The 21,418-nt window shown below is 69.0% G+C and carries 19 protein-coding genes and 1 tRNA gene; 7 read left to right on the top strand and 13 right to left on the bottom strand.

The features are described 5' to 3' along the window. Positions 1–68 precede the first annotated feature (68 nt). Complete coding sequence (locus ACYVOK_RS05215) at positions 69–2,450, bottom strand: hypothetical protein (protein ID WP_460661075.1); 2,382 nt, start codon at positions 2,448–2,450, stop codon at positions 69–71. Positions 2,451–2,629: 179 nt separating this feature from the next. On the opposite strand from ACYVOK_RS05215, the gene ACYVOK_RS05210 reads away from it, so the two are divergent. The 3 genes from ACYVOK_RS05210 (at position 2,630) to ACYVOK_RS05200 (ending at position 4,508) form a co-directional block, all read left to right on the top strand. Beyond that, positions 2,630–3,205, top strand: a complete 576-nt coding sequence (locus ACYVOK_RS05210) for a TetR/AcrR family transcriptional regulator (protein WP_460661074.1) — start codon at positions 2,630–2,632, stop codon at positions 3,203–3,205. A gap of 76 nt (positions 3,206–3,281) precedes the next feature. Then, on the top strand, positions 3,282–3,998 hold the full coding sequence (locus ACYVOK_RS05205) for a phosphatase PAP2 family protein (protein ID WP_460661073.1): 717 nt from the start codon (positions 3,282–3,284) through the stop codon (positions 3,996–3,998). Between the two features lie 162 nt (positions 3,999–4,160). After that, on the top strand, positions 4,161–4,508 hold the full coding sequence (locus tag ACYVOK_RS05200; protein ID WP_460661072.1) for a DUF1330 domain-containing protein: 348 nt from the start codon (positions 4,161–4,163) through the stop codon (positions 4,506–4,508). A gap of 35 nt (positions 4,509–4,543) precedes the next feature. Here ACYVOK_RS05200 and ACYVOK_RS05195 read toward each other — a convergent pair whose 3' ends face one another. Together ACYVOK_RS05195 and ACYVOK_RS05190 are read right to left on the bottom strand one after the other, a co-directional pair. Further along, positions 4,544–5,527, bottom strand: coding sequence for a phosphotransferase enzyme family protein (locus tag ACYVOK_RS05195; protein WP_460661071.1), 984 nt, complete (start codon positions 5,525–5,527; stop codon positions 4,544–4,546). A gap of 152 nt (positions 5,528–5,679) precedes the next feature. Next, positions 5,680–5,753 (bottom strand) — tRNA-Gly (locus ACYVOK_RS05190). A 1,346-nt stretch (positions 5,754–7,099) separates the two neighbouring features. Between ACYVOK_RS05190 and ACYVOK_RS05185 the strand changes: the two genes are divergently transcribed. Continuing rightward, positions 7,100–7,543 (top strand): MarR family winged helix-turn-helix transcriptional regulator, encoded by a 444-nt coding sequence (locus ACYVOK_RS05185; protein ID WP_460661070.1) that lies wholly within the window; start codon positions 7,100–7,102, stop codon positions 7,541–7,543. A gap of 770 nt (positions 7,544–8,313) precedes the next feature. Here ACYVOK_RS05185 and ACYVOK_RS05180 read toward each other — a convergent pair. Beyond that, on the bottom strand, positions 8,314–8,448 hold the full coding sequence (locus ACYVOK_RS05180; protein WP_460661069.1) for a hypothetical protein: 135 nt from the start codon (positions 8,446–8,448) through the stop codon (positions 8,314–8,316). 296 nt (positions 8,449–8,744) lie between these two features. Between ACYVOK_RS05180 and dcd the strand changes: the two genes are divergently transcribed. Beyond that, the gene (dcd, locus tag ACYVOK_RS05175; RefSeq protein WP_460661068.1) at positions 8,745–9,320 is read left to right on the top strand and encodes a dCTP deaminase; all 576 of its coding nucleotides are present in this window, start codon (positions 8,745–8,747) and stop codon (positions 9,318–9,320) included. A 59-nt stretch (positions 9,321–9,379) separates the two neighbouring features. On the opposite strand, the gene ACYVOK_RS05170 is transcribed toward dcd, so the two are convergent. Both ACYVOK_RS05170 and ACYVOK_RS05165 read right to left on the bottom strand, forming a co-directional pair. Next, a complete protein-coding gene (locus ACYVOK_RS05170) occupies positions 9,380–10,876 on the bottom strand; it encodes a hypothetical protein (protein ID WP_460661067.1) in 1,497 nt (498 codons plus the stop codon). 136 nt (positions 10,877–11,012) lie between these two features. Continuing rightward, the gene (locus ACYVOK_RS05165; RefSeq protein ID WP_460661066.1) at positions 11,013–11,636 is read right to left on the bottom strand and encodes a hypothetical protein; all 624 of its coding nucleotides are present in this window, start codon (positions 11,634–11,636) and stop codon (positions 11,013–11,015) included. Between ACYVOK_RS05165 and ACYVOK_RS05160 the strand changes: the two genes are divergently transcribed. Beyond that, positions 11,605–12,378: a hypothetical protein gene (locus tag ACYVOK_RS05160; RefSeq protein WP_460661065.1), complete on the top strand. Its 774-nt coding sequence runs from the start codon at positions 11,605–11,607 to the stop codon at positions 12,376–12,378. The genes ACYVOK_RS05165 and ACYVOK_RS05160 overlap by 32 nt on opposite strands. Positions 12,379–12,815: 437 nt before the next feature. Here the strand turns inward: ACYVOK_RS05160 and ACYVOK_RS05155 are convergent, their stop codons facing one another. Then, the gene (locus ACYVOK_RS05155) at positions 12,816–13,646 is read right to left on the bottom strand and encodes a DUF4097 family beta strand repeat-containing protein (protein ID WP_460661064.1); all 831 of its coding nucleotides are present in this window, start codon (positions 13,644–13,646) and stop codon (positions 12,816–12,818) included. Then, positions 13,643–14,395 carry a type II toxin-antitoxin system HicB family antitoxin gene (locus ACYVOK_RS05150; protein ID WP_460661063.1) on the bottom strand — a complete coding sequence of 251 codons (753 nt, stop codon included), beginning with the start codon at positions 14,393–14,395 and terminating at the stop codon, positions 13,643–13,645. The genes ACYVOK_RS05155 and ACYVOK_RS05150 overlap by 4 nt, the downstream gene beginning before the upstream one ends. 100 nt (positions 14,396–14,495) lie before the next feature. Here ACYVOK_RS05150 and ACYVOK_RS05145 point away from each other — a divergent pair, with 100 nt between their 5' ends. Next, positions 14,496–15,290, top strand: coding sequence for an SDR family NAD(P)-dependent oxidoreductase (locus ACYVOK_RS05145; protein WP_460661062.1), 795 nt, complete (start codon positions 14,496–14,498; stop codon positions 15,288–15,290). 2 nt (positions 15,291–15,292) lie between these two features. Here ACYVOK_RS05145 and ACYVOK_RS05140 read toward each other — a convergent pair whose 3' ends face one another. The 5 genes from ACYVOK_RS05140 to ACYVOK_RS05120 all read right to left on the bottom strand — a co-directional run bounded on the left by ACYVOK_RS05140 (position 15,293) and on the right by ACYVOK_RS05120 (position 21,320). After that, on the bottom strand, positions 15,293–15,811 hold the full coding sequence (locus ACYVOK_RS05140; protein ID WP_460661061.1) for a Dps family protein: 519 nt from the start codon (positions 15,809–15,811) through the stop codon (positions 15,293–15,295). A gap of 37 nt (positions 15,812–15,848) precedes the next feature. After that, on the bottom strand, positions 15,849–16,709 hold the full coding sequence (locus ACYVOK_RS05135) for a COG1470 family protein (protein ID WP_460661060.1): 861 nt from the start codon (positions 16,707–16,709) through the stop codon (positions 15,849–15,851). A gap of 10 nt (positions 16,710–16,719) precedes the next feature. Next, complete coding sequence (locus ACYVOK_RS05130) at positions 16,720–18,255, bottom strand: alkaline phosphatase D family protein (RefSeq protein ID WP_460661059.1); 1,536 nt, start codon at positions 18,253–18,255, stop codon at positions 16,720–16,722. Between the two features lie 241 nt (positions 18,256–18,496). Continuing rightward, a complete protein-coding gene (locus tag ACYVOK_RS05125) occupies positions 18,497–19,039 on the bottom strand; it encodes a hypothetical protein (RefSeq protein ID WP_460661058.1) in 543 nt (180 codons plus the stop codon). Positions 19,040–19,130: 91 nt separating this feature from the next. Further along, on the bottom strand, positions 19,131–21,320 hold the full coding sequence (locus tag ACYVOK_RS05120) for a (Fe-S)-binding protein (RefSeq protein WP_460661057.1): 2,190 nt from the start codon (positions 21,318–21,320) through the stop codon (positions 19,131–19,133). Between the last annotated feature and the right edge of the window lie 98 nt (positions 21,321–21,418).

Genomic DNA, 21,418 nt, shown 5'->3' with positions numbered 1-21,418 from the left:
GAACTATCCTTCGGCAACCGCTTACAACCTGCTGACGCAGGTTTTCTGAGCCTGCGCCGCGCCCACCGTCACGAGCCGCCCGCTCCCACCAGCCGGCCGTCGATCGACAGGATCCGGATGCCGCCGCCGGTCGCCTTGGTTGGGATCACCAGGGCGACCTGGTGGAGGTAGTCCTGGTGCAGGGTCTGGGTGTACTTGACCATGCTGCTGAACGCGGTCGCCTCGCCGCTGGTCCAGTACGCGTTCGAGCCGGGCTCGACCCGCTGCAGGTACCGCTCGGTCACAGCCAGGAACACCAGCGCGTCGCCGGTCGAGGTGATGAGGGTGAGCGGTTCGCCGGACGGCTCGAAGGTGTCCGCGACACTCAAGATGTACGGCTGCTTGGTGTCCGCCACCTTCGCCCTGGCCCGCCGGTCGAGGAGCGTCGTCGTACCCGGCGAGGGGACGAACAGCTTGGCCTTCGCCGACTTCGCGCCCTCGGACAGGTACGCCGCCAGGTTGGTCGCGGCCGACGCCGGCAGGCTGTGGAGCTTGTCCAGGTCCGCCTTGGCCGGAGTCCGCAGACCCTCCATCGACGGCAGCTTCACCGTCTTCAGCGGGTAGACCGAGTGCGTCAGCAGCCACGGCGCGCCGGCGCTCTGCCGCTGCCAGACGCCGAGCTGCCGGCTGCCCGGGTCGTCCGAGACGCCGGAGCTGACCACGAACCGCATCGGGTACGAGCCGAACTCCGGGGCGCCGATCTGCGGGTCGGTGAAGCTGAACGGCTTGGTCGTCTCCTTGCCGGCCGGGTCGAGCTTGCGGCCGATCAGGAAACCGGCCCGGGTCTGGGCCAGCGTCGGGTTCGCCTCGATGGTCTCGGCCAGCTTGGCGTCGCGGGCCTGGTTCGCCTTGTTGTTGAGCTGGTTGTACCGCTGGACGACGGCCTGCGCGTCGGCCAGCGTGACGGCCGGGCGGGTCTCCGGCGCGGCCATGCTGTTCTTGGCCGGCAGCAGACCGCAACTCGTTGTCGTGAGCAACAAAGCGCCGCTGGCCAGCAGCGCCGCGGTCTTCCGCACCGCCTCGTCACTACGTTCGAACTCCGGCGACTCCTCCAGACTCACAATCGCCGGCTCCTCATCCCCCTCCAGCTCCTCCCGGGCGTCCCGCCACTCCCGGTACTCCCGCTCATCCTGGGCGTCCCGCTCCTCCCGGTCCTCCCGGGCGTCCCGCCACTCCCGGTACTCCCGGGCGTCCCGGTTCCCCGGGTCCTCCCGGTCTTTCATGTCGTCCCGGTCCGCCAGGCTCGCCCGGACGTCCCGGTCCTCCCGGTCCTCCCGGTCTCTCAGATCCTCCCGGGCGTCCTCCCGGTCCGCCCGGTCCGAAAGGTTCGCCCGGTCGTGCCGGTCTTCCTGGCCGGACGCGTCCTTGGCGTACGGCGCGTCGTCGTACCCGGGGTCCTGCTCGTCGTCCCGGACCGCGCCGACCGCGATCAGGAACGCCGGGGACTTCGCCTTCGCCACGGCGACCGGCGACATCAGCATCGGCGCCGTGGTGATCGACTCCCTCTGCTCCGCCGGCCGAATGATCGGGGCCTGATAGACCTCAGCCTGTGCACCCGGTGCAGCCGGTGCCGCCTGGGCCGAGGCCACCGGGGCCGGGGTGAGGGGCACGGGTGCCGGGGCACGGTGTGGGCTGGCCGGGGCGGAGCTGGGTGCGACTGTGGCCGGGGCCGGGGCCGGGGCCGGGGCCGGGGTCGAGGACGAGGTCGAGGCCGGGGCGGCTGGGGCTTGGGCCGGGATGGTCGGGCTCGGGGTGACTGGGAGCGGGGTGATCCGGGCGGGGGTGAAGGCCGGCGCCAGGGCGGTCGCGGAGCGGGGGCGGAAGGTCAGCAGGAGGCCCAAAGTGAGCACCAGGACGCCGGCGCCCAGCACCAGCAGGCAGACCCCGAACGCACGCTGGATCTCCACCCCGAACCGCACGTCGGCGCCCACGGCCGGTGTCCCGTCCGCGTTCATCACGACCACGTCGTACCGGCCGTCCTGGATCGGCCAGGCGACGGACTGCGTACCGGACCCGCTCGCCTGCGCGACCCACCAGTCGAGCTCGCCGGGCGGCGTCAGCTTGGCGTTGCGGCCGCGCATTTCCTGCGTGCCGAACGCGGCAGGCGGATCGAAGCGGATCAGCCGGGTGTGCGCGGTGCCGGCCAGGTAGTCGGCGACGTCCAAGTCCTGCGCGACGCCGACGAACACCGGTCTGTCACCGGTCGCGGTGACGTGCAGGGTCGGGCCGTGCCGGTCGAGCAGGTCGGGCGCGGTGATGACGGCCAGACCCGGGCTGCTGAACTGCCGGCTGCCGGTCGAGATCGTGTTGTCCGGGCCGACCAGCCAGAAGGCGGCGACCGCTCCGGCGACGGTGACCACCAGGCCGGCCAGGCTCAGCAACAGGCCCAGGGCGGTGCGGGCGAAACGCATGAAGAGGCTCCCGTTGGTACGACGAGCCCGGCCGCGGCGGGTGGACCGGGCACGGGCTCACCACCGAGGCCAGATCGCTCCCCGTAGTTCACCCGTTGCCCTGGATAACTGACCCAACAAGAATCTGTTACTGTTTCATGAATTAACGAATGGGGATTCACAAATCCGGAGGGTTGGCGATGGCGCGCCCGAGGCTGGTCGGCGACGACCTGATCCTGGACGCGACCCGCCAGGTTCTGGCCGAGCTGGGCCCGGTGAAGCTGACCCTGGCCGCCGTCGGCCGGCAGATCGGACTGGCGCCGCCGACGCTGATGCAGAGGTTCGGGTCCAAGCGCGGGCTGCTGCTCGCGTGCGCCGCACGAGCGCCGCTGATGGTGGTCCGCGCGGTCGAGGAGGCCGAGGCGAGGAACACCTCACCGCTCGCGACCCTGCGGGACTTCGCGCTGTCGGCGTGTGTGCAAGAACTCAGCACCGGTCTCGGCTTCGGTCAACTCGACGTCGCGGATCCGGAGCTCCGTCAGCACGCGCAGGCGTACTCCGTGGCTGTCGTGGACAGCTGCGCGCGTCTGTATCGAGCCGCCCAGGAGGCCGGCGAGTTACGGCCGGACGTCGACGTGCCGGCCCTCGCCCGTCACACCCTCGTCTGTCTCAACGGTGCGCATCAGGCCTGGGCGGTGAACGGTTGGGGCTCGTTGACCGAGTTCCTGACCGAGCAACTCGATCTGATGATCGGGCCTTATATCTGTCGGCAGTAGGACCTGACGATCGTCAGGGGTCAGGCAAGACTTTTGCTCACTGTGGTGCTTGGTCGTTGCTCGTAGTTTCGGGACCATGATCTCGAGGTACGACGGAATCCGTCGAGTCCTGGCGTCGATCGGCGTACTGATCGCGGGAGCGGTCGCCGTCCTACTTCTCTATCCCGGTGGGCTGGGCACGCCCGAGCCGGTGCGCGTGACCGGCGGCGAATCGGTCACCGTGTTCCGCGAGGTGAACGAGGTGGTGGCCGGCGCGCCGTCCTGGGTGGGCTCGCTGGTTGACCTCGCGGGCGACGGTCTACTGATCGTGCTGGGCTTGCTGCTCGTCTGGGCGGCGCTGCGGCAGCGGGATGCGCGGGCGCTGGCCGGCGTACTGCTGACCGGTTTCGGGACTGTGGTCGCGTATGGAGTGAGTGAGGCCCTGAAGTTGGTGGTCGACGAGGAACGCCCCTGCCGAGTCGTCTCCGGTGTCTCGGTGATCGCGCACTGTCCCGCGATGGGTGACTGGTCCTTCCCCAGCAATCACGCCACCCTCGCGGCCGGGCTGGGCGTCGGTATCGCACTGCTGTGGCCGCGGCTGGCTGTGATCGCCCTGCCGTTGGCAGCCGGAGACGCGTTGGCCCGCGTCGCGGCCGGGGTGCACTACCCGCATGACGTCGCGGCCGGTGCCGCCCTCGGCGCGGCCTGCGTTGCCGCGCTACTGCTCCTGGCCAACCCGCTCGTCACCCGGCTGGTCAGCGTACTGCTCAGAACAGGCACCATCGAGAAGCCGAGCAACGCACGGGTCGCCTGACCTTTGCCTTGGTCAACCGTTTGATCGAGGCGCCTCAACCCCAGGGCCGGTTCGTCAGGTGAGCGATGCGCGGGCAGAGCCCTTTACCTCTGAGGTCATCGTCCTCGGTGCGCCAGGGGTGCGACGATCGGCGTACCGAGGCCGACCGAACGAAAGGACGTCATGACCGCCTACGTCATCGCTCACCTGCAGGACGCCGCCCCGCACCCGGAGATCGCCGAGTACATCGAGCGCCTCCCCGCGACCTTTGAGCCGTACGGCGGCCGCTACCTCGTCCACGCCAGACAGCACGAGGTGATGGAGGGCAACTGGCCTGGGTCCGTGGTGATGATCGGCTTCCCCGGGACCGCCGAGGCGCGGGCCTGGTGGGACTCACCCGGATACCAGGAGGTCGCGCCGCTGCGCGCGCGACACATCGAGGGCGACATCATCCTGGTCGAAGGTGTCCCCGAAGACTATGTGCCGACCGCTGCCGTCAAGGCGCTACGCGACGCCCTGCTCACTGAATAGCCCGGGCCGGCCCGCGGCGTACGAGGACATCCACATCACAGCACTCGATCAAGCGACCGTTGGATGGCGTCCATCACCTTGTCCAGGTCGGCCGCGAACGCTGGATTGACCTGAGCCATCCCGGCGAACCACAGGCCGAAGGCCACCTCCCGAGTGGCGATGAAGTCGTCCAGGTGAGTTGGATCGGGCGGCTCGCGGCGTTCACCGTAGCCGTCGAGAAGCGCCGTACGGATCGCGGTGTAGTCGTCCCGGCCGCGGTACTCCCACAGTGGTACCGCGATGTCGTAGAGCCAGTAACCGAATCCGCAGTCGTCGAAGTCGATCAGCCGCACCGCATCACCGTCGAACAGAGCGTTCTCCAGATGCAGGTCGGCATGGATCAGGCCGAAGGCGTCCGGCTTCGATCCGAGACCCGCCATGACAGAACGCATCCGGCGCGCGACCTCGTCGAACTGCACGCGGACCGGCGCCGGCAGCAGGTCCCAGCACCCGGCCGCGGACACGCCGCCGTACTCCATCGTGTCGCCGAAGAAGGTCTCCCAGTCCCACCGCATGCGGACGAACCCGGACGGCGGAGTCCACGCCGAAGCGTGATCGTGCAAACGGGCGAGGACGCCACCCAGTCGGCGGAAGTGCACCGATCGTGGATTGGCGGCCTGCATTCGTCCGCTCTGCCAGCCGAGGACAGAGCAGACCCGGCCGTCGGCGACGGTGGTCCACTGTCCACTGCGGGTCCGGATCGGTGTCGGCACGCTCAGATCCGTGTCTGCCTGCAAGGCGGCCAGCCAGGTCAGCTCCGATCCGACCGCGACCCTGGAGTCGACTCCGCGGCCGTGCCGGTTCGGCCGGTGTACGCGCATCAGGAATCGGCCGTCGCTGGAGTCAACCCGAAACGTCGTGTTTTCGCCGTGCGCGATGAATGACAGGCGTGGATCGTCGATTGGGTAGTCCGCAAGCGCCCGCACGGCCGTACGTCGGATGCGTGCGATCTGTGCACGCTTCGACACCAGCTCGGGCATCCCGCAGCGTATCGCCGACCCCTCGCCCGCCACCAGGACGGCCAGCGTGAGGTGACGGAGACGGCGCGCTGCCGGTCGCATCGGGCGCGTAACGGTCGGATCCCTGAGATGACGAAACCCCAGGTCGGACTTGCCTCTGACCTGGGGTTCGCTGGAGCGGGTGACGGGAATCGAACCCGCACTGTCAGCTTGGGAAGCTGATGTTCTGCCATTGAACTACACCCGCATGCCTGGCGGTTGGACCAGCAGGCGCAGACGAGCATAGCGGATAGGTGGACCCCGATCCACGCAGGGTCCACGCGCCCCGGCAGGCCGGCGAGTGACAAACCGTGGCGTCAATCCGCCCGATCCACGCGTCCGCACGCCGCGGCGGATCGGCGAGTGACATACCTTGCCGTCGATCCGGCCGATGCACCCGCGCCGCGACGCACCCCGGCCGCGACGCACCCCCGCAGCCGGTCCGGCGCCACTCCTCCTGCCGCATCGGCGCCAGCCGTCGCGCTCGCACGGCGACAACGCCTCTCAACTGCCTCGACCACCTCCGACCTGCCCGCCGTACGACGACCACCCCTCTCAACTGCCTCGGCCACCTCTGACATGTCGCCCGCACCGGCCCGGCGAGTGGCAGACCGTGCCGTCGATCGGCCGGCACACCATCGTCCGCCGCGACGCACCCCCGGCCGCCGGTCCGGCGCCAATCCTCCTGCCGCATCGTCGCCAGCCGTCGCGCTCGCACGGCGACAGCGCCTCTCAACTGTCTCGGCCACGTCTGACCTGCCCGCCGTACGACGACCACCCCTCTCAACTGCCTCGGCCACCTCTGACGTGTCGCCCGCACCGGGCCGGCGAGTGGCAGACCGTGCCGTCGACCCGGCCGACACACCAGCGTCCGCCGCGACGCACCCCCCGGACGCCGGTTCGGCGCCACTCCTCTGCCGCATCGACGCACTCCGCGCCGCCGGTCCGGCGCCAATCCTCCTGCCGCATCGACGCCAGGCGTCGCGCTCGCACGGCGACAACGCCTCTCAACTGTTTCGACCACCTCTGACCTGTCCGCCGTACGGCGGCCACCCCCTCGACTACTCGACCGTGCTTGGTATGCCCGCCGTACGGCGACCACACCGTCAACTACTCGACCGAGCTCGGTGTGCCTGTCGTGCGGCGACCAGGGCGTTGTCGGCGAGGGTCCGTCGGACGCGGGGCTGATGGTTGTCGGAGGAGTCCGCGCGGGCAGGTGGCTGTTGGTCGGGAGGGGCCGTTCGGGCCGCCGGTTGCGTTGTTGGGAGGGCCGCAGGTGGGGGCCGGATCGGTCGGTGGGGGCCGTTGGTGGGTGCTGGTGGGGTCGGGGGAAGTGAAAACCGATGCCCGATGCATCGAAAAGGGGGTGTGGGGCGGTTTGCGCGGAGGGTTCCTGGGCAGTTTTCCACAAAGGGCGCGCCCAGGACTGGGCAGGTCCGGCAGTTTCTGGCAGATTAGAACGCGTTGCCGGGGGCAACATTCGACGCAACGTGAGGACGCGGTCCTCGCCGGGACCGGACAAAATGGTTGCGGGGCAACTGGATGAAGGGGTGAATGGTGGCAACAGACACGAGTGACGTGCTGGACAACCTGGAGAAGGAGCTCGTCACGTTGGGCCGGCGGCTGCGGGGTCTGCAGCGGACGCTGTCCGACGAGGCGCATCCGGATCTGGAGCCGGCGCAGTACGCGTTGCTGAACCACGTCGAGGAACTGGCGCCGGTCCGGATGGCCGACCTGGTGGCAGCTCTCGAGGTGGACAAGGGTCCGGTCAGCCGGGCCTGCGCGCGGCTGGAGGAGGAGGGTCTGCTGAAGCGTGCGGCCGACAAGTCGGACGCGCGGGCGACGCTGCTGACGCTGACCGCGGCGGGCAAGCGCAAGCTCGCGGCGGCCCGGAAGAAGCGGCACAAGGTGATCGAGGACCTGCTCAAGGACTGGTCGCCGGCACAGGTGAAGACCTTCGCCAGCCAGGTGTCGAAGTTCAACAAGCTGGCCGGCTGAGGCAGTTCGTTGCCTGAGGCCCCGAGGTCGCCGGTACGCCGCAACGGTGCCGGCGGACGTCAGGGGTACGACGGCCGGACGCGGGACAACTCGGGGAAGCCCGGAGGCGTGGTCACGCCGGGGAGCTGAGGGCTCCGGACGACCGCCCCCGGGCACCGGGACGACCCCCGGCCGCCCAGAGTCAGCCAACCCACGCCCGAGCCGCCCAGGGGGAGCGGCGGCCGGGCCTGGTCGAACCCCGAAATCACGGTCTTGGACGGCGTGTCGCCCATCGCCCACGAAGAACCCGTCGTCATCATCGACGCGCCTCGCGCCTCGCGCCTCGCGCCTCGCGCCTCGCGCCTCGCGCCTCGCGCCTCGCGCCTCGCGCCTCGCGCCTCGCGCCTCGCGCCTCGCGCCTCGCGCCTCGCGCCTCGCGCGTCAGGCAGCACGGTCCACGCGCCACGTCACGCGCCAGGCAGCACGGCCACGCGCCGCTGTCCACCACCATGCCGACCTGGTCCCGCGAGCCGCCGCCGCGGCGATGACACGCTGCTGCATCTGGCCGACCCGACCAGATCCCGATCCGGTCGCGTGTCTCAGGCGCTGCGCGGCCGAAGGAACAGCCGCTGCTGAGGGCCGCGGCGCGGTCCGGACCATCGCGTGATCACCCTGACCCACGGTGGGGCGCGTGAGCGCGCCACTTGTCACGCGTCAGGCGGCGCCGAAGGCCGCCTCGCGCCACTCGCCACCCGCCCACGCGCCACCGCCCACGCGCCAGGCGTCAGGCGTCAGGCGTCAGGCAGCACGGTCCACGCGCCGCGCGCCACGTCGCGCCAGGCAGCACGGCCACGCGCCGCGGTCCACCACCGCGCCCGACCTGGTCCGCGAGCCGCGGCCGCGGCGATGACGCGCTGCTGCTGCATCTGGCCGACCCGACCAGATCCCGATCCGGTCGCGTGTCTCGGGCGCTGCGCGGCCGAAGGAGGCCGCGGCGCGGTCCGGACCATCGCGTGATCACGCCGGCCCACGGTGGGGCGCGTGAGCGCGCCTCTTCTCACGCGTCAGGCGGCGCCGAAGGCCGCCTCGCGCCTCGCGCGCCCACCGAAGGCCGGCTCCCCGCCGGCGCGAAGACGTGTTCACCGATCGAGCGGCGCCCAAGGCCTCCTGACCGCCGGTCAGCCGGCTGGCAGAATCTGGGGATGGGGGCTAACGTGCGAGCGTGCTGCTCTCCGACCGTGACATCCTGGCCGAGCTCGAGGCGAAGCGGGTCCTGCTGGAGCCGTTCGATACTGCGATGGTGCAGCCGTCGAGTGTCGACGTACGGCTGGATCGGTTCTTCCGGGTGTTCGAGAACCACAAGTATCCGCACATCGACCCGGCCGAGGAGCAGCCCGACCTGACCCGGATGGTCGAACCGGACGGCGACGAGCCGTTCATCCTGCATCCCGGTGAGTTCGTGCTGGGATCGACGTACGAACTGGTCACGCTGCCCGACGACGTGGCGGCGCGGCTGGAGGGCAAGTCCTCGCTGGGCCGGCTCGGTCTGCTCACCCACTCCACTGCCGGGTTCATCGACCCCGGGTTCTCCGGGCACGTGACGCTCGAGCTGTCCAACGTGGCGACACTGCCGATCAAGCTGTGGCCCGGTATGAAGATCGGCCAGCTCTGCTTCTTCCGTCTGTCCTCACCGGCCGACCACCCGTACGGCTCGGAGAAGTACGGCTCCCGCTACCAGGGCCAACGCGGCCCCACCCCGTCCCGCTCCTACCAGAACTTCCACCGCACCGACATCTGAGTACGGCGACAGCCGAGAGCCCCGGCCGGAAGACCGAGGCTCTCGTGGGGCGCGGACGATCAGCCGACAGCCTTCTGGACAACCAGGATCGCCTGGGTAGACGCCGGTGCCTTGCTGTTCGGTTCGAGGAGGTATGCGCTTCCGTAGGTCGAGACTGCGGTCGGCGACTTGGGCTGGCCGTACAGCAAGGAGGTATCGCCCCACCCGCCGATGTCGCCCGGCGACGATTGCGCCGCCTCCGGCGTGCTGCTCTCGGTCGGGGTGCTGCCGTCGGACGGTGTGCTATCGGGGGTCTCGCCCTCGCCCGGGGCTGGAGTGGGCGTCGGGATGTCCTGGCCGCTGACGGCGTCCATCAGGACAGCTTGCTTCTCCGCCTGGGCGTACACCACCCCGTGGAAGACAGCGGTCACGTCGGGGACGACGCGGCTCGCGGCCTCGTTCGTGTAGCCCCACACCTTCTTTCCGGTGGTGTCGTCGAAGCCGATGATCTCGACCGGCTCCAAAGCGCGGATGCCGTTGCAGACGACGGTGTTCTTCTGATCACCCCGACATTCGTAGTCGACCTCGCGGCTCTCGTCCTTCAGCGTCGACGTCAGCGTGGTGAAGGCACCGCTGGCGATGTCGACGGAGTACAGACTCGACGACTTGTGGCCGTCCAGCTTGCCGCGTGCCGACTCCGGGACATAGATCGAACCGGACAAGAACGCGTGCTTCCCGCCGGAGCCGGCCGGGCTGAGGTGGGTCACCTTGACCGGCGACTTCTTGATGATCTTCCCTGTCGAGGCGTCGGCGGTGGCGATGCTGATCACCATCGACCCAGCCGGTCCTTCGCCGGTGGCGCCAACCATCCTGCCGTTGAGTACGCCGGCTACCTCGAAGACCGGGGTCACTGAGGATTTCTTCGTCGTGGGATCGGCGAAGACGGTGAAGGTGCCCGCCTTCTTGGCGGCGGCGGACGAACCGGGCGTGACGCTGACCGCAATCTGTCCGGTTGCGGTGTCGTACGCCTGGCTGATGACGTCCTCGCCGCCGTTGTCGGGGCCGAGAGTGGGACTGAGGTCGACCGGAACCGATGCGAGGACCTTGCCGTCGGCCGGATCGATCCACTGGAAGAGGACCTGGCCGTGGGCTTTCTGCGTTCCGCTGCCCTGGACCCGCTGGACGTAGGCGACGCCGATGACCTCCTTGCCGTTGAGTTGCACGGCAATCGGCTTGCTGGAGTCCGAGGTCGTGGTTGTGGTGTCCTCCTTGGACATCACCTGCCACGAGTTGAGACCTGCGACGTTGCGACCGGTGATGCCGTCCACCCCCGCGTACAACGCGGTTTGCCCGACCATGCCGGCTGTGACCGAGTGGATGCTGGTCCCCTGCGTCCGTGGCTCGGGGATCGCGGCGACGGGAGAGAACGCCTTGGGCGGATCGAACGACGCCATGTCGGGCGTGGTGGAGGGCGACGCGCTCGGCTGGCCGCCGTCGCCGGCGCCGGAATCGGATGCCTTATCGTCATTGGCGCTGCAACCGGCCAGAAGCGCGACGGCGGCGGTCGCAGTGATCAACGGACGCAACATTGTGGTGTTCTCTCCCCAGTCTGGACCAAGCGTGACCGCCTGAACGCTAGCAGTGTTCGCGGGCCCCTACGGCCGTTATCCACAGCCCTTGCCACAAGTTGCAGACGGGTGCCGGGACGGGTGGTCAACCAGTCGGGGTGAGGGTGACCAGGACCTTCTCGAAGTCGAGGCTGGCGGCGCCGGTGGCATCCTGCAGGTAGATCGCGCCGTACGGCGTCACGGCGGTCGGCGACTGCATCTGGTTGTCGTAGAGGGACAACGCATCGCCCGCTGGGGTAGCGCCTGACGGACTCCGCGTGGCGGCCGGGATGGCCCTACCGGAGGCCGCCTCCAGCAGCACAGGCTGTCCCCCGGACTGCGCATAGACGACACCGTGGAAGGCTGCGGTGACCCGGGGCGCGACGCGCTGTCTCTCGGTGTAGCCCCAGAGCTTCTTGCCGGTCTTGTCGGCGATGCCCAGGATCTCGACGCTTCTCAGATCCTGTGATCCGTTACAGACGATCAGATCGGCCTGGTCGCCGAAGCAGGTGAAATCGCTCATGCCGGGCATCCGCGAAATGATCCGCTCGATCGAACCCGAGACGAGGTCGACCGAGAACAACGTGGTGCGGTAGGCGCGGATCGGCGATTCGACGATGTCGACGCCGTCGAAGACAGCCTGCCTGGTGCCGCTGCCTGCCGGCCACAGGATCTCGAGTCGGGTCGGAATCTGCTTCGTGATCTTGGCAGTGGCGCCGTGGGCCAGCACAATCGCCGGGTTCGCCTTCCGCTTCCTGATGCCGGCGACGACGCCGTTCAGTACGCCGCCGGGGACGACGAACGGGATCACGGACGACTTCCTGGTCTTCGGGTCGGCGTACACGGTGAAGTCGCCGGCCTTCGCCTCGGTCGCGTCGGAGCCGGGTGAAACGCCGATCGCGATCTGCCCGGTGGGCGGCGTCGTACGCCTGGTGCAGCACCCGGTTGCCGCGCCCGCCCGGGCCGAGGACTGCGGTGAGGTCCGCGGCCACCTCGGCGAGCTTCGTTCCCTCGGCCGGATCGAGCCATTGGAACAGCACCCGGCCGGTCTGCACGTAGGCGACGGCGACGACGTCCTTGCCGTCCAGCCGGACCGCCATCGGGGTGGTCACGGCCGAGGTGGTGATTCCCGCAGCCGCGGCCGGGACGGTCCAGGATTTGCCCTCGCCGGCGATGTTCCGGCCGGTGATCCCGGTGACGCCGGCGGTGAGCGCCGTCTGTCCGGCCATGCCCGCGGAAATGGTGTCTCTGTTGTCCTTGAGGTTCCGCTCGACGCCGACGGCAGACGTAGGGACGAACACCTTTGGTGGGTCGAAGACGGAAGGCGTCGTACTGACCGCAGCCGTTCCGGCGTCGGGCTTGTCTGCGTGACTCCCGGTGCAACCCCCGAGCACCACCAGGGCCGTGGCGGTGGCGACTGCCCTGACCGTCGTCGGACGCAGCTTCATTCTTGTTCCCCCCAGCCGAACTGATCGCGTCGAACGCTAACAGTGACCCCGCCGCCTCACCGGCATCAGTCCCAAATGTTGCAGCAAGGTGCAGATGCCCATGGGGTCATCGGACGACTGAGAGGCGGGGGCTGGAGTGTTTGGGTTGGGGTTCGAGGCGGTCGGCGAGGCGGCGGAGGGCGGTGGCTAGTTGGTGGCGGGGGCGGCTGACGCGGTTGGACTGCGCCGACGTCTGTCGCTGGTGATGCTTGGCTGCTTCGCGCTGATGGTGGCGTTGGGCTCGGGCTTCGGCGGCTCGTAGGTGTTCGGCGACGCGGTGGCGTGCGATCTCTTGGTGTTCGGTGATCATCGTTCGGGCTCCCCTCACGTTGGCCCCGTGCTGATGTCGGCAATGCTTCGCCCAGGTCCCGCCGGGCCAGGACCGGCGGGACCTCCTGGGTGGGTGGATCAGGTGGTGCGGATCAGACCTTGACGACGCTGATGTCGCCGGAGACCGTGCGGGCCCGCAGCATCAGCGCGCGCTCGCCCTCGGCCGGCTTCTCGCCGGGCTCCAGGTCGCACCGGATCCGCCCGGTGACGGTCTTCAGGTCCAGGTACGTCGGGACGCCGTCGGGTACTCCGATCTGGACGTCACCGCGGGCCGTCTCGGCCTGGACACTCGGTCCATCGGCGATCTCGACCGTGACATCGCCGGAGCCGGAGGTGGCGATCGAGTGGTCACGGATGCGCTCGATGGTGATGTCGCCGGAGCCGACCTTGACGGTCGTCGGGCCGGCCGCGTCGCCGACCCGGACGTCACCGGAACCGGTGGTCAGTCCGAGCGCGTCCGCGGCCTCGTCGATGTCGATCGAGCCGGAGCCGGTGCCTGCCCGGACGGCGCCGGCGGCGCGCTCTACGCGGACGTCGCCGCTGCCGGTGGTGATCGCCAGGTCGCCCTCGACCCGCTCGATCCGTACGTCGCCGGAACCGGTGGACAACCGTGCCGTGCCGAGCGGCATCCGCGAACTGATGTCGCCGGACCCGGTCTTGATCCGGGCGTCCAGGGTCGCCGGCGTGGCGACCCGCACCCGGATGTCCGGACCGTGGCGGACGTTGCGGGGGCCTTCGACGATCAGTTCACCGTCGTGCACCTTGAAGACGACGTCCTCCTCGCTGCCGCTGTCGACCTCGAGGGAGACCGCCGTCTCGGTGCCGTCGTTCGGGACGATCTCGACCCGGCCGGAGCCGATCTCGATCCGGACCCGGTCGATCAGGCTCGCGTCCTCGACCAACTGGCTGTGGAATCCGCTCACTGGACCCACCCCGTCAACCGCTGGCCAGGTCCACGGCGGCCGCGGTCGCGGTCGCGGTCACGGGTCCGCCCGCCACGGTCGCGGTCCCGGCCCCGCCGGCCGCGATCGGGTCCCCACATGCTGTCCTCGCCGAACGGTCCGTCCGGGCCGAACACACCGTCCGGGCCGAAGACGCCGTTGGGTCCGAGCGGTCCGTCGGGGCCGAGCGGTCCCTCGGGTCCGAAGAAGCCGCCGCGCGGTGGCCGCGGCGGGCGGGGCGGGCGTGGTCCACGGCCCCGGCCGCGGTCGCTCAGCTCGGTCATCACGGTGCGCATCAGCCACGCGTTCGCCGAGATCCCCTCGGCCGCGGCCGCCTCGTCCACCTTGTTCTTCACCGACAGCGGCAGCCGCAGCGTGAACCGCGCGGTCGGCTCGTCGGCCTCCGGCGTGAGCGCCTCGGCGGCCTCGTCGCCGGTCTCGTCGTCGTCGATCTCCTCGTCCACGTCGTCGTGGCTGGTCAGCTGGCTCGGGGCCGGCGTGACCACGAACTCGGGACGGCCGCCGGCCATCCGGAGCTCGACCGAACCGGGAGACAGCTCGCGGCTGATCTCCCCGGCGGCGTCGGACAGGGCTGAGATGAGGGCCAGCCGGCCCGCGTCATCCAGCGTGGCTCCGAGGCGCTGTGCCACGGAGCGAGTTTGGTCATCGGCCAGGGCGGTGGCGTTCTCGACGCTGCGCCGTACCGACTCGAGATAGTGGTCAAGTTCCATGACTGCAACTATGACGTCACAGTGACGTCACTGTCAACCCGGTCTGATGTCATTTCGCCGCCACGGCAGAATGTGAGGCAATCGGCGACAAGGAGATGCGGTGTCCAGAGGTGTTCTCGTCACAGGTGCGTCCAGGGGTGTCGGAGCGGCGGTCGCGCGGGCGTTCGCCCGGGCCGGTGACCGGGTCGTGCTGCATTGCCGCGGCGCGGTCGACCGGGCCGAGCAGGTCGGCTCCGAATTGCCCGGCGAAGGGCATGGGGTGGTCGCCGCCGATCTCGGTGATCCGGCCGCAATTCCTGTCCTGGTTGAGGAATCGGCCGCGATCCTCGGCCGGATCGATGTGCTGGTGAACAACGCGGCATTGTTCGTCGACGAGCCGGTCGCGGGCTCACGGCGGATCGGTCATCCGCTCGCGGAGACGTCGTACGACGAATGGGTCTCGGCGTGGCGCCGTACGCTCGCCGTCAACCTGGAAGGGGCCGCGCACGTCACCTGGTGCGTGGCGCGGCACATGCTCGACAAAGAGCCGTCCGAAGGGGTACGGCGGGGTGCGATCGTCAACGTGGGGTCACGCGGTGCCTACCGTGGCGAACCCGAGGTCCCCGCGTACGGCGCCTCGAAAGCCGGACTGCACGCACTCGGCCAATCCCTGGCGGTATCGCTGGCGCCACATGACATCACGGTGACGTCAATCGCGCCCGGTTTCATCGCCACCGACATGACCGAGACCTTCCTGAACGGTCCGGGTGGTGACGCGATCCGGGCGCAGAGCCCGTTCAACCGCGCCGCGACCGCCGAGGAGGTGGCCGAGGCCATCGTCTGGCTCGCCTCCCCTCCGGCCGGCTGGTCAAGCGGCGCCGTCCTCGACTTCAACGGCGCCTCCTATCTGCACTGACCTCAGACGACCCGGTTCTCCGCGCCGAGCATCCAGGCCTGCTTTTCCAGCTCGACGATGATCGCGTGCAGCAGGTCGCTCGTGCTCGGGTCCTCCGCGTCGACGCGATCGTGGATGGCGCGTGCGGTACCGGCGGCCGCGTGCAGTCCCGCCGTGACCAGGTCGACGACGGCCGCCACGTCCTGCTCGCCGGCCGGGAACTCCGGCAGCGAGGCCGACGCGACGATCGTCGGCGCGCGTCCGTCGGGTGTCGCACCGAGCGCGCGCATCCGCTCGGCGATGGTGTCGGCGGCCTGGCGGGCCGCGTCCACGATCTCGTCGAGTTGCAGATGCAGGTCACGGAAGTTGCGGCCGACGACGTTCCAATGGGCCTGTTTGCCTTGGAGGTGCAGGGCGATCAGGTCGGCGAGAAACTGCTGGAGGCCGGCGGTCAGTTCGGCGGATGCCCGGAAGCCGGTGGAGGGGTGGAGAGCTGATGTGGTCATGACCCCATCGTTGTCACGGAGGGCTCGACCCACCATGTCCGTTCCGACAGGCTTCCCTCAGATCAGGACATGGTCAGCTGCTGTAGACCTCGAGTTCGACGATGCGGGAGTAGGTGTTGCCGTTGCCGGACAGGCAGAGGATGCGTACGGCGTCCGCCTGGACCGGAGCGAAGGTCGAGGTGACGTGGCCGGCCGTGTTGCCGCGGACCTGTGCCACGGTCTGCCAGGCGCCGGTGCCGCTGCGGACCTGGACGTCCCAGTCCCGCAGGCCGTTGGTCGCGGCCGGGTACCTGGCCGAGTCGAGCGTGTAGAGCTCGACCCGGCCGACCGTGGTCGGCTCGGCCAGGGCGACGTCGTAGTGGTCCGGGAAGGCCGCGCGGGTCCCGTCGTTCCAGCCGGTCAGGGTGTCCCAGTGCTCGGAGTCCTTGTCCCCGTCGACCCCGCCGCAGACCGCGAAGTTGCCATGCGTCGACGAGGCCGAGGCCTGCTCGCCCAGGGCGACGTTGCTGCCCGGGCCCTTTGACGGCAGGGGATTGACCGTCACCGGAACGGTCAGCTTGGACTTGTCGACCTCGAGATCGATCGAGTACTCGCCCGGCTCGGTGTCGCGCGGTACGCGGACCTCGACCGGCGCGGACACCGGCTGGTCGGGATCGACGGCCGGCAGCCAGGACGAGAACAGTTCCCGCGACAGCTGCAGCGGACCACTCGGGTCCAGCGTCAGGTCGGCGTACCGGTCCTCGGTGCCGGTGTTGGTCATGGTGAGCGTCAGGTTGCCCGGGAAGCACGGCAGGCCGACGACGCTGAGCTGCTGCGGCTGGACCGCGATCTGTACGTCGGTCCCCGGCCGGCTACTGGTTGCCTCAGGCAACGCGATCACGGTCGCGGCCACCGCGGTGCCGAGGGCGACGGCCGACTGCCAACGAAGGGTCATCGAAGTCTCCTCAGACGAACTGGATTCCCGGGCGCCCGTCCTCGACGAGGAGCTTGGCGCGGGTGCTGACGGTGCCGTTCGGGACGCTGACCTTGTCGACCACGCGGTAGTCGGAGATCCAGCGCTGCGGCGTGATGCTGCAGCTGACGTACCCGCGCTGGAAGTTGCCGAACTTGATGTGCGGGTTCTCCCTGAGCAGGGTCGCGCCGCCGGGGTCGAGGTCCATCCCGTCGATCCCGGACGAGATCGACGTACCGACGAACTCGGTGCCGACGGTCGGCGAGTCCGGGTTGGTGAAGTCGAGCTTCAGGTCCGAGGCGACGCTGCGGTGCAGGTCGCCGGCGATCGACACCAGGTTGCGGACGTTGCGCTGCACGGCACCGCCGAGGATGCGGTCGCGGGACGCCTCGTACCCGTCCCAGGTGTCCATCGGGACCAGCACCTCCGGGCCGTCCTTGACGTCGAGCCGGGCGATCGCGGTCTGGTGGGCGAGCACGTTCCAGCGCGAGCGGGTCGCGGACCACCCGTCGAGCAGCCACTTCTCCTGGGCGTCACCGGTGATCGTGCGGGCCGGGTTCTTGGTCTCCGGGCCGGGCGGCTTGGAGCCGTCGCCGTAGGCCTGGTCCGAGCGGTACTGCCGGGTGTCGAGCACGCTGAACTCGGCCAGCTGCCCGTACCGGATCCGCCGGTAGAGCTGCATGTCCGGGCCCGTCGGCAGCTGCGTGAGCCGCAGCGGCATGTGTTCCCAGTACGCGCGGAAGGCGTTGGCTCGCCGTACCAGGAACTGCGCGGGCGGCGCGCTCGGATGCGCCTCGTCGGCCCAGTTGTCGACCACCTCGTGGTCGTCCAGCGTGACCACCCAGGGCGCGGACGCGTGGGCGGCCTGGAGATCGGGGTCCATCTTGTACGACGCGTAGCGCACGCGGTACTCGTCGAGCGTGACGGTCTGCTGGGTCATCCAGGGCTCGTTCGAGTGCGGCCGGATCCCGCGGTCGATGCCGAACTCGTAGATGTAGTCGCCGAGGAAGAACACCAGGTCGTGGTCCCGCTTTGCCATGTCGGCGTACGCCGTGTACCAGCCCTCCCACCAGGCCTGGCAGGACGCGAAGGCCAGCGACATCTCGGGAATCACGGCGTCCGCCGGCGGCGCGGTCCGGGTCCGGCCGACCGGGCTGAGCATGCCGTTCACGCGGAAGCGGTACCAGTAGTGCCGCCACGGGCGCAGTCCTCGTACGTCGACGTGCACCGAGTGACTCGACTCCGGCCGGGCCTGGGTCGTGCCGTGGCGAACGACCCGGCGGAACTGTTCGTCCTCGGCGACCTGCCACTGGACCTCGACCGGGTGGCGGTCCATCCCGCCGAACGGCGCCAGTGGTTCCGGGGCGAGCCGGGTCCAGATCACCACCGCGTCCGGCAGTGGGTCGCCGGACGCGACGCCGAGAGTGAACGGGTTGCGTCGGTCGGGACCGCCGGTCGCGCCCGCCAGCGCCTGCCCCACCTCGGGCAGGTTGCCGGTCAGCGCCAGCGCGGCCGCCGCTCCGGTCACAGTCAGGAAGCTTCGTCGAGTACTACCCACACGCACGCTCATCGGCACCAGCCCACTCGATCAGTCGAGGTGATCACTTCCGCGACAGGTAAGTTGCCACCTGTCTAACGTCACGTTACGAGAAGTTCTCACAAAGCGCCGTGATCTGACCGATTCCGGCCTCAGCCCCTGACGACCTGGCCGCCGGCGGCGCCTTGATCGTGACCGGTTTGCCGAAGTCGGACATCGTCAACTGGGAGCCTCAGCTGACGATCTTGCTTGCCGGCGGCGCGGTGATGCTGACCGGCTTGTTGTAGTCGGACATCGTCATCACCACCGACATGCCGGAGAGGTTGAACTCCAGCTTGCGCACCAGGTTGGCCTTGTCCAGCCACAGCCAGTACGTCAGCGTCTTCGGCACACCCGCCGGAACCTTCTTGCCCTGTGCGGCCAGGGCCTTCGCGGTGTCCACGGTCACTTCGTACCGGTCCAGCTTCTGGCGGCGGACGGCCTCCGTGCCGACGAACTTCACGCTCTTCAGCGCCCCGTTGAACGACTTGAAGATCTTCGTCGGGTCGCCACCCTCGAGCAGCTCGTCGAGCTCGGCGGACTCACCGGCTTCGAACTTGATGTACTTTCCGGCCGGTGTCGCGCCGGGAATCGAGGCGAAGCCGGTGCCTCCGATCAGGACCATCTTCGCCGTTTTGCCGTTGAACGGCGTGCCGGTCATCGTGAGCGACATCGCGACCGGATCGGCGGTCTGGATACCGTCGATGGTCAGCACGGTGCTGCCGCCGGATGTCACCGTGCCGCTGATCCGCCAGGACTTCTGCCGGGTCAGCGCGCCACATCACGCGGAGAGGAAGAGGTTTTCCACAGATTGCAGGTAGTTGCAGCTAACTTTCGCCGCGTTTGACGGAGGCGAGCAGGAGTTGGGCGACGTCGGCGACCTCGACGGACTCGCGGGCCGAACCATCGGCCTGCTTCGCGGTCAGTCCGTCGGACAGCATCACCCGGCAGAACGGGCACCCGGTGGCGATCCGGTCGGCGCCGGTCTCGACCGCCTCGGTGGTCCGGTTCACGTTGATGCGGGTGCCGATCTTCTCCTCCATCCACATCCGCGCACCGCCGGCGCCGCAGCAGAACGACTTGGTCCGGTTCCGCGGCATCTCGGCGTACTCCGCACCCGGGATGATCTCGAGCAGCTCGCGCGGGGCGTCGTACACCTGGTTGTGCCGGCCCAGGTAGCACGGGTCGTGGTAGGTGATCTTCTGGCCGTTCAGCGAGCTGTCCGCCGGTGCGACCGGGGTCAGCTTGCCCTCGCGGACCAGCCGGTTCAGCAGCTGGGTGTGGTGGATGACGTCGAGCTCGACACCGAGCTGCGAGTACTCGTTCTTCAGCGTGTTGAAGCAGTGCGCGCAGGTGGAGACGACCTTCTTCGCGCCGGTCTCCTTGAAGACCTCCGCGTTCTGCATCGCCAGCTGCTGGAAGACGAACTCGTTACCGGACCGCCGGGCCGGGTCACCGGTGCAGGTCTCGCCGTCACCGAGTACGGCGAAGCTGACGCCGGCGATGTTGAGCAGCTCGGCGACGGCCTGCGTGGTCTTCTTCGCCCGGTCCTCGAACGCGCCGGCGCAGCCGACCCAGAAGAGGTACTCGACCTCGTCCAGCGACGCTGTATCATCAGGGGCGGCACCCCCGATCTGTTTGACCTCGAACGGCAGGTCCTTGGCCCAGTCCATCCGGCCGGACGGGTTCATGTTCCACGGGTTGCCCTTGTTCTCCAGCCCCTTGAACAACCCGTTCAGCTCCGACGGGAACGAAGACTCGATCAGCACCTGGTAGCGGCGCATGTCCATGATCGCGTCGACGTGCTCGATGTCGACCGGGCACTGCTGCACGCACGCACCGCACGACGTGCACGCCCACAACGCGTCCTCGTCGATCACCGCGACGTCCGGCGAGCCGACCAGCGGCTTGTCCTGCTCGGCGAGCACGAGCTCGGGCAACGACTTGCGGTCTTCGTCGGAGGAGGCGAGCAGGTACGGCGCCTTGTTGTACGCGTGCTCGCGCAGGTTCATCACGACGAGCTTCGGCGACAACGGCTTCTCGGTGTTCCAGGCCGGGCACTGGGACTGGCAGCGGCCGCACTCGGTGCAGGTGGTGAAGTCGAGCAGGCCCTTCCAGGTGAAGTCCTCGACCTTGCCGACGCCGAAGGCCGCGTCCTCGTCGAGTTCGTCGATGTTCTCGAAGTCGATCGGCTCGCCCTTGACCATGATCGGCTGCAGCGCGCCTAGTGACAGACCGCCGCCATCACTGGTAGCAGGCTTGCGCTTGAACCAGATGTTCGGCCAGGCGGTGAACCGGTGCCAGGCGACACCCATGGTCGCGTTCAGCGAGATCGTGATCATCCAGGCGAACGAGATCAGGATCTTGATCATCGCGACCAGGTAGATGCCGTTCTCCAGCCGCGACTCGGGCCAGTCGGTGACGGCCTCACCCAGGAACCAGGTCAGCGGGAAGTGCCACCGCGACGCCTCGCCGAGATGCGAGGCCAGCCCGTACTCGAGGGTCCGCAGGGCGAGGATGCAGAGCATTACGCCGAGGATCGTGTACTCGACGTAGTACGCCTGCCAGGCGCGCGAGCCGAAGAACCGGCTGTAGCGACCCTCGGAACCGCTGGGCAGGTGCCGCAACCTGATCACGATCAGCGCGGCGATGCCGAGCAGGCCGGTCCAGGTGAGGATCTCGGTGACCCACTCGAACACGATCCAGTGGCCGACGATCGGCAGCGCGAAGTGGGCGTCGAACAGCTGCCCGAACGCCGTCACCAGGCTCAGGAACAGTCCGATGAAGCCGACGGCGACGAACCAGTGCAGGACGCCGATGTGGCTCCACTGCAGCATCCGGGTGTGGCCGAGCGTCTCCTTGACCAGCGTGATCGTGCGCTGCCCCGGGTTGTCGGTGCGGCCTCGGACCGGCTGGCCGAGTTTGATGACGGACACCATGTGTCCGATCGTCTTGCCGAACAACGCGATACCGACGGCGGCGATCGCGAGCGAGACGACGATGGCGAGGATCTGCATACCAGCGATGTTATTGGTTGGTTACTCGTCAGTCATGTCGATGCGGCCATCATCACGCCCGAGATGTGGTCGAGAGTCAACCGACACACACCGTTACA

The sequence above is a fragment of the Kribbella swartbergensis genome (assembly GCF_054784135.1).
Note: the sequence above shows the minus strand (reverse complement) of the source record. Positions and strands in the feature narration are given on the sequence as shown.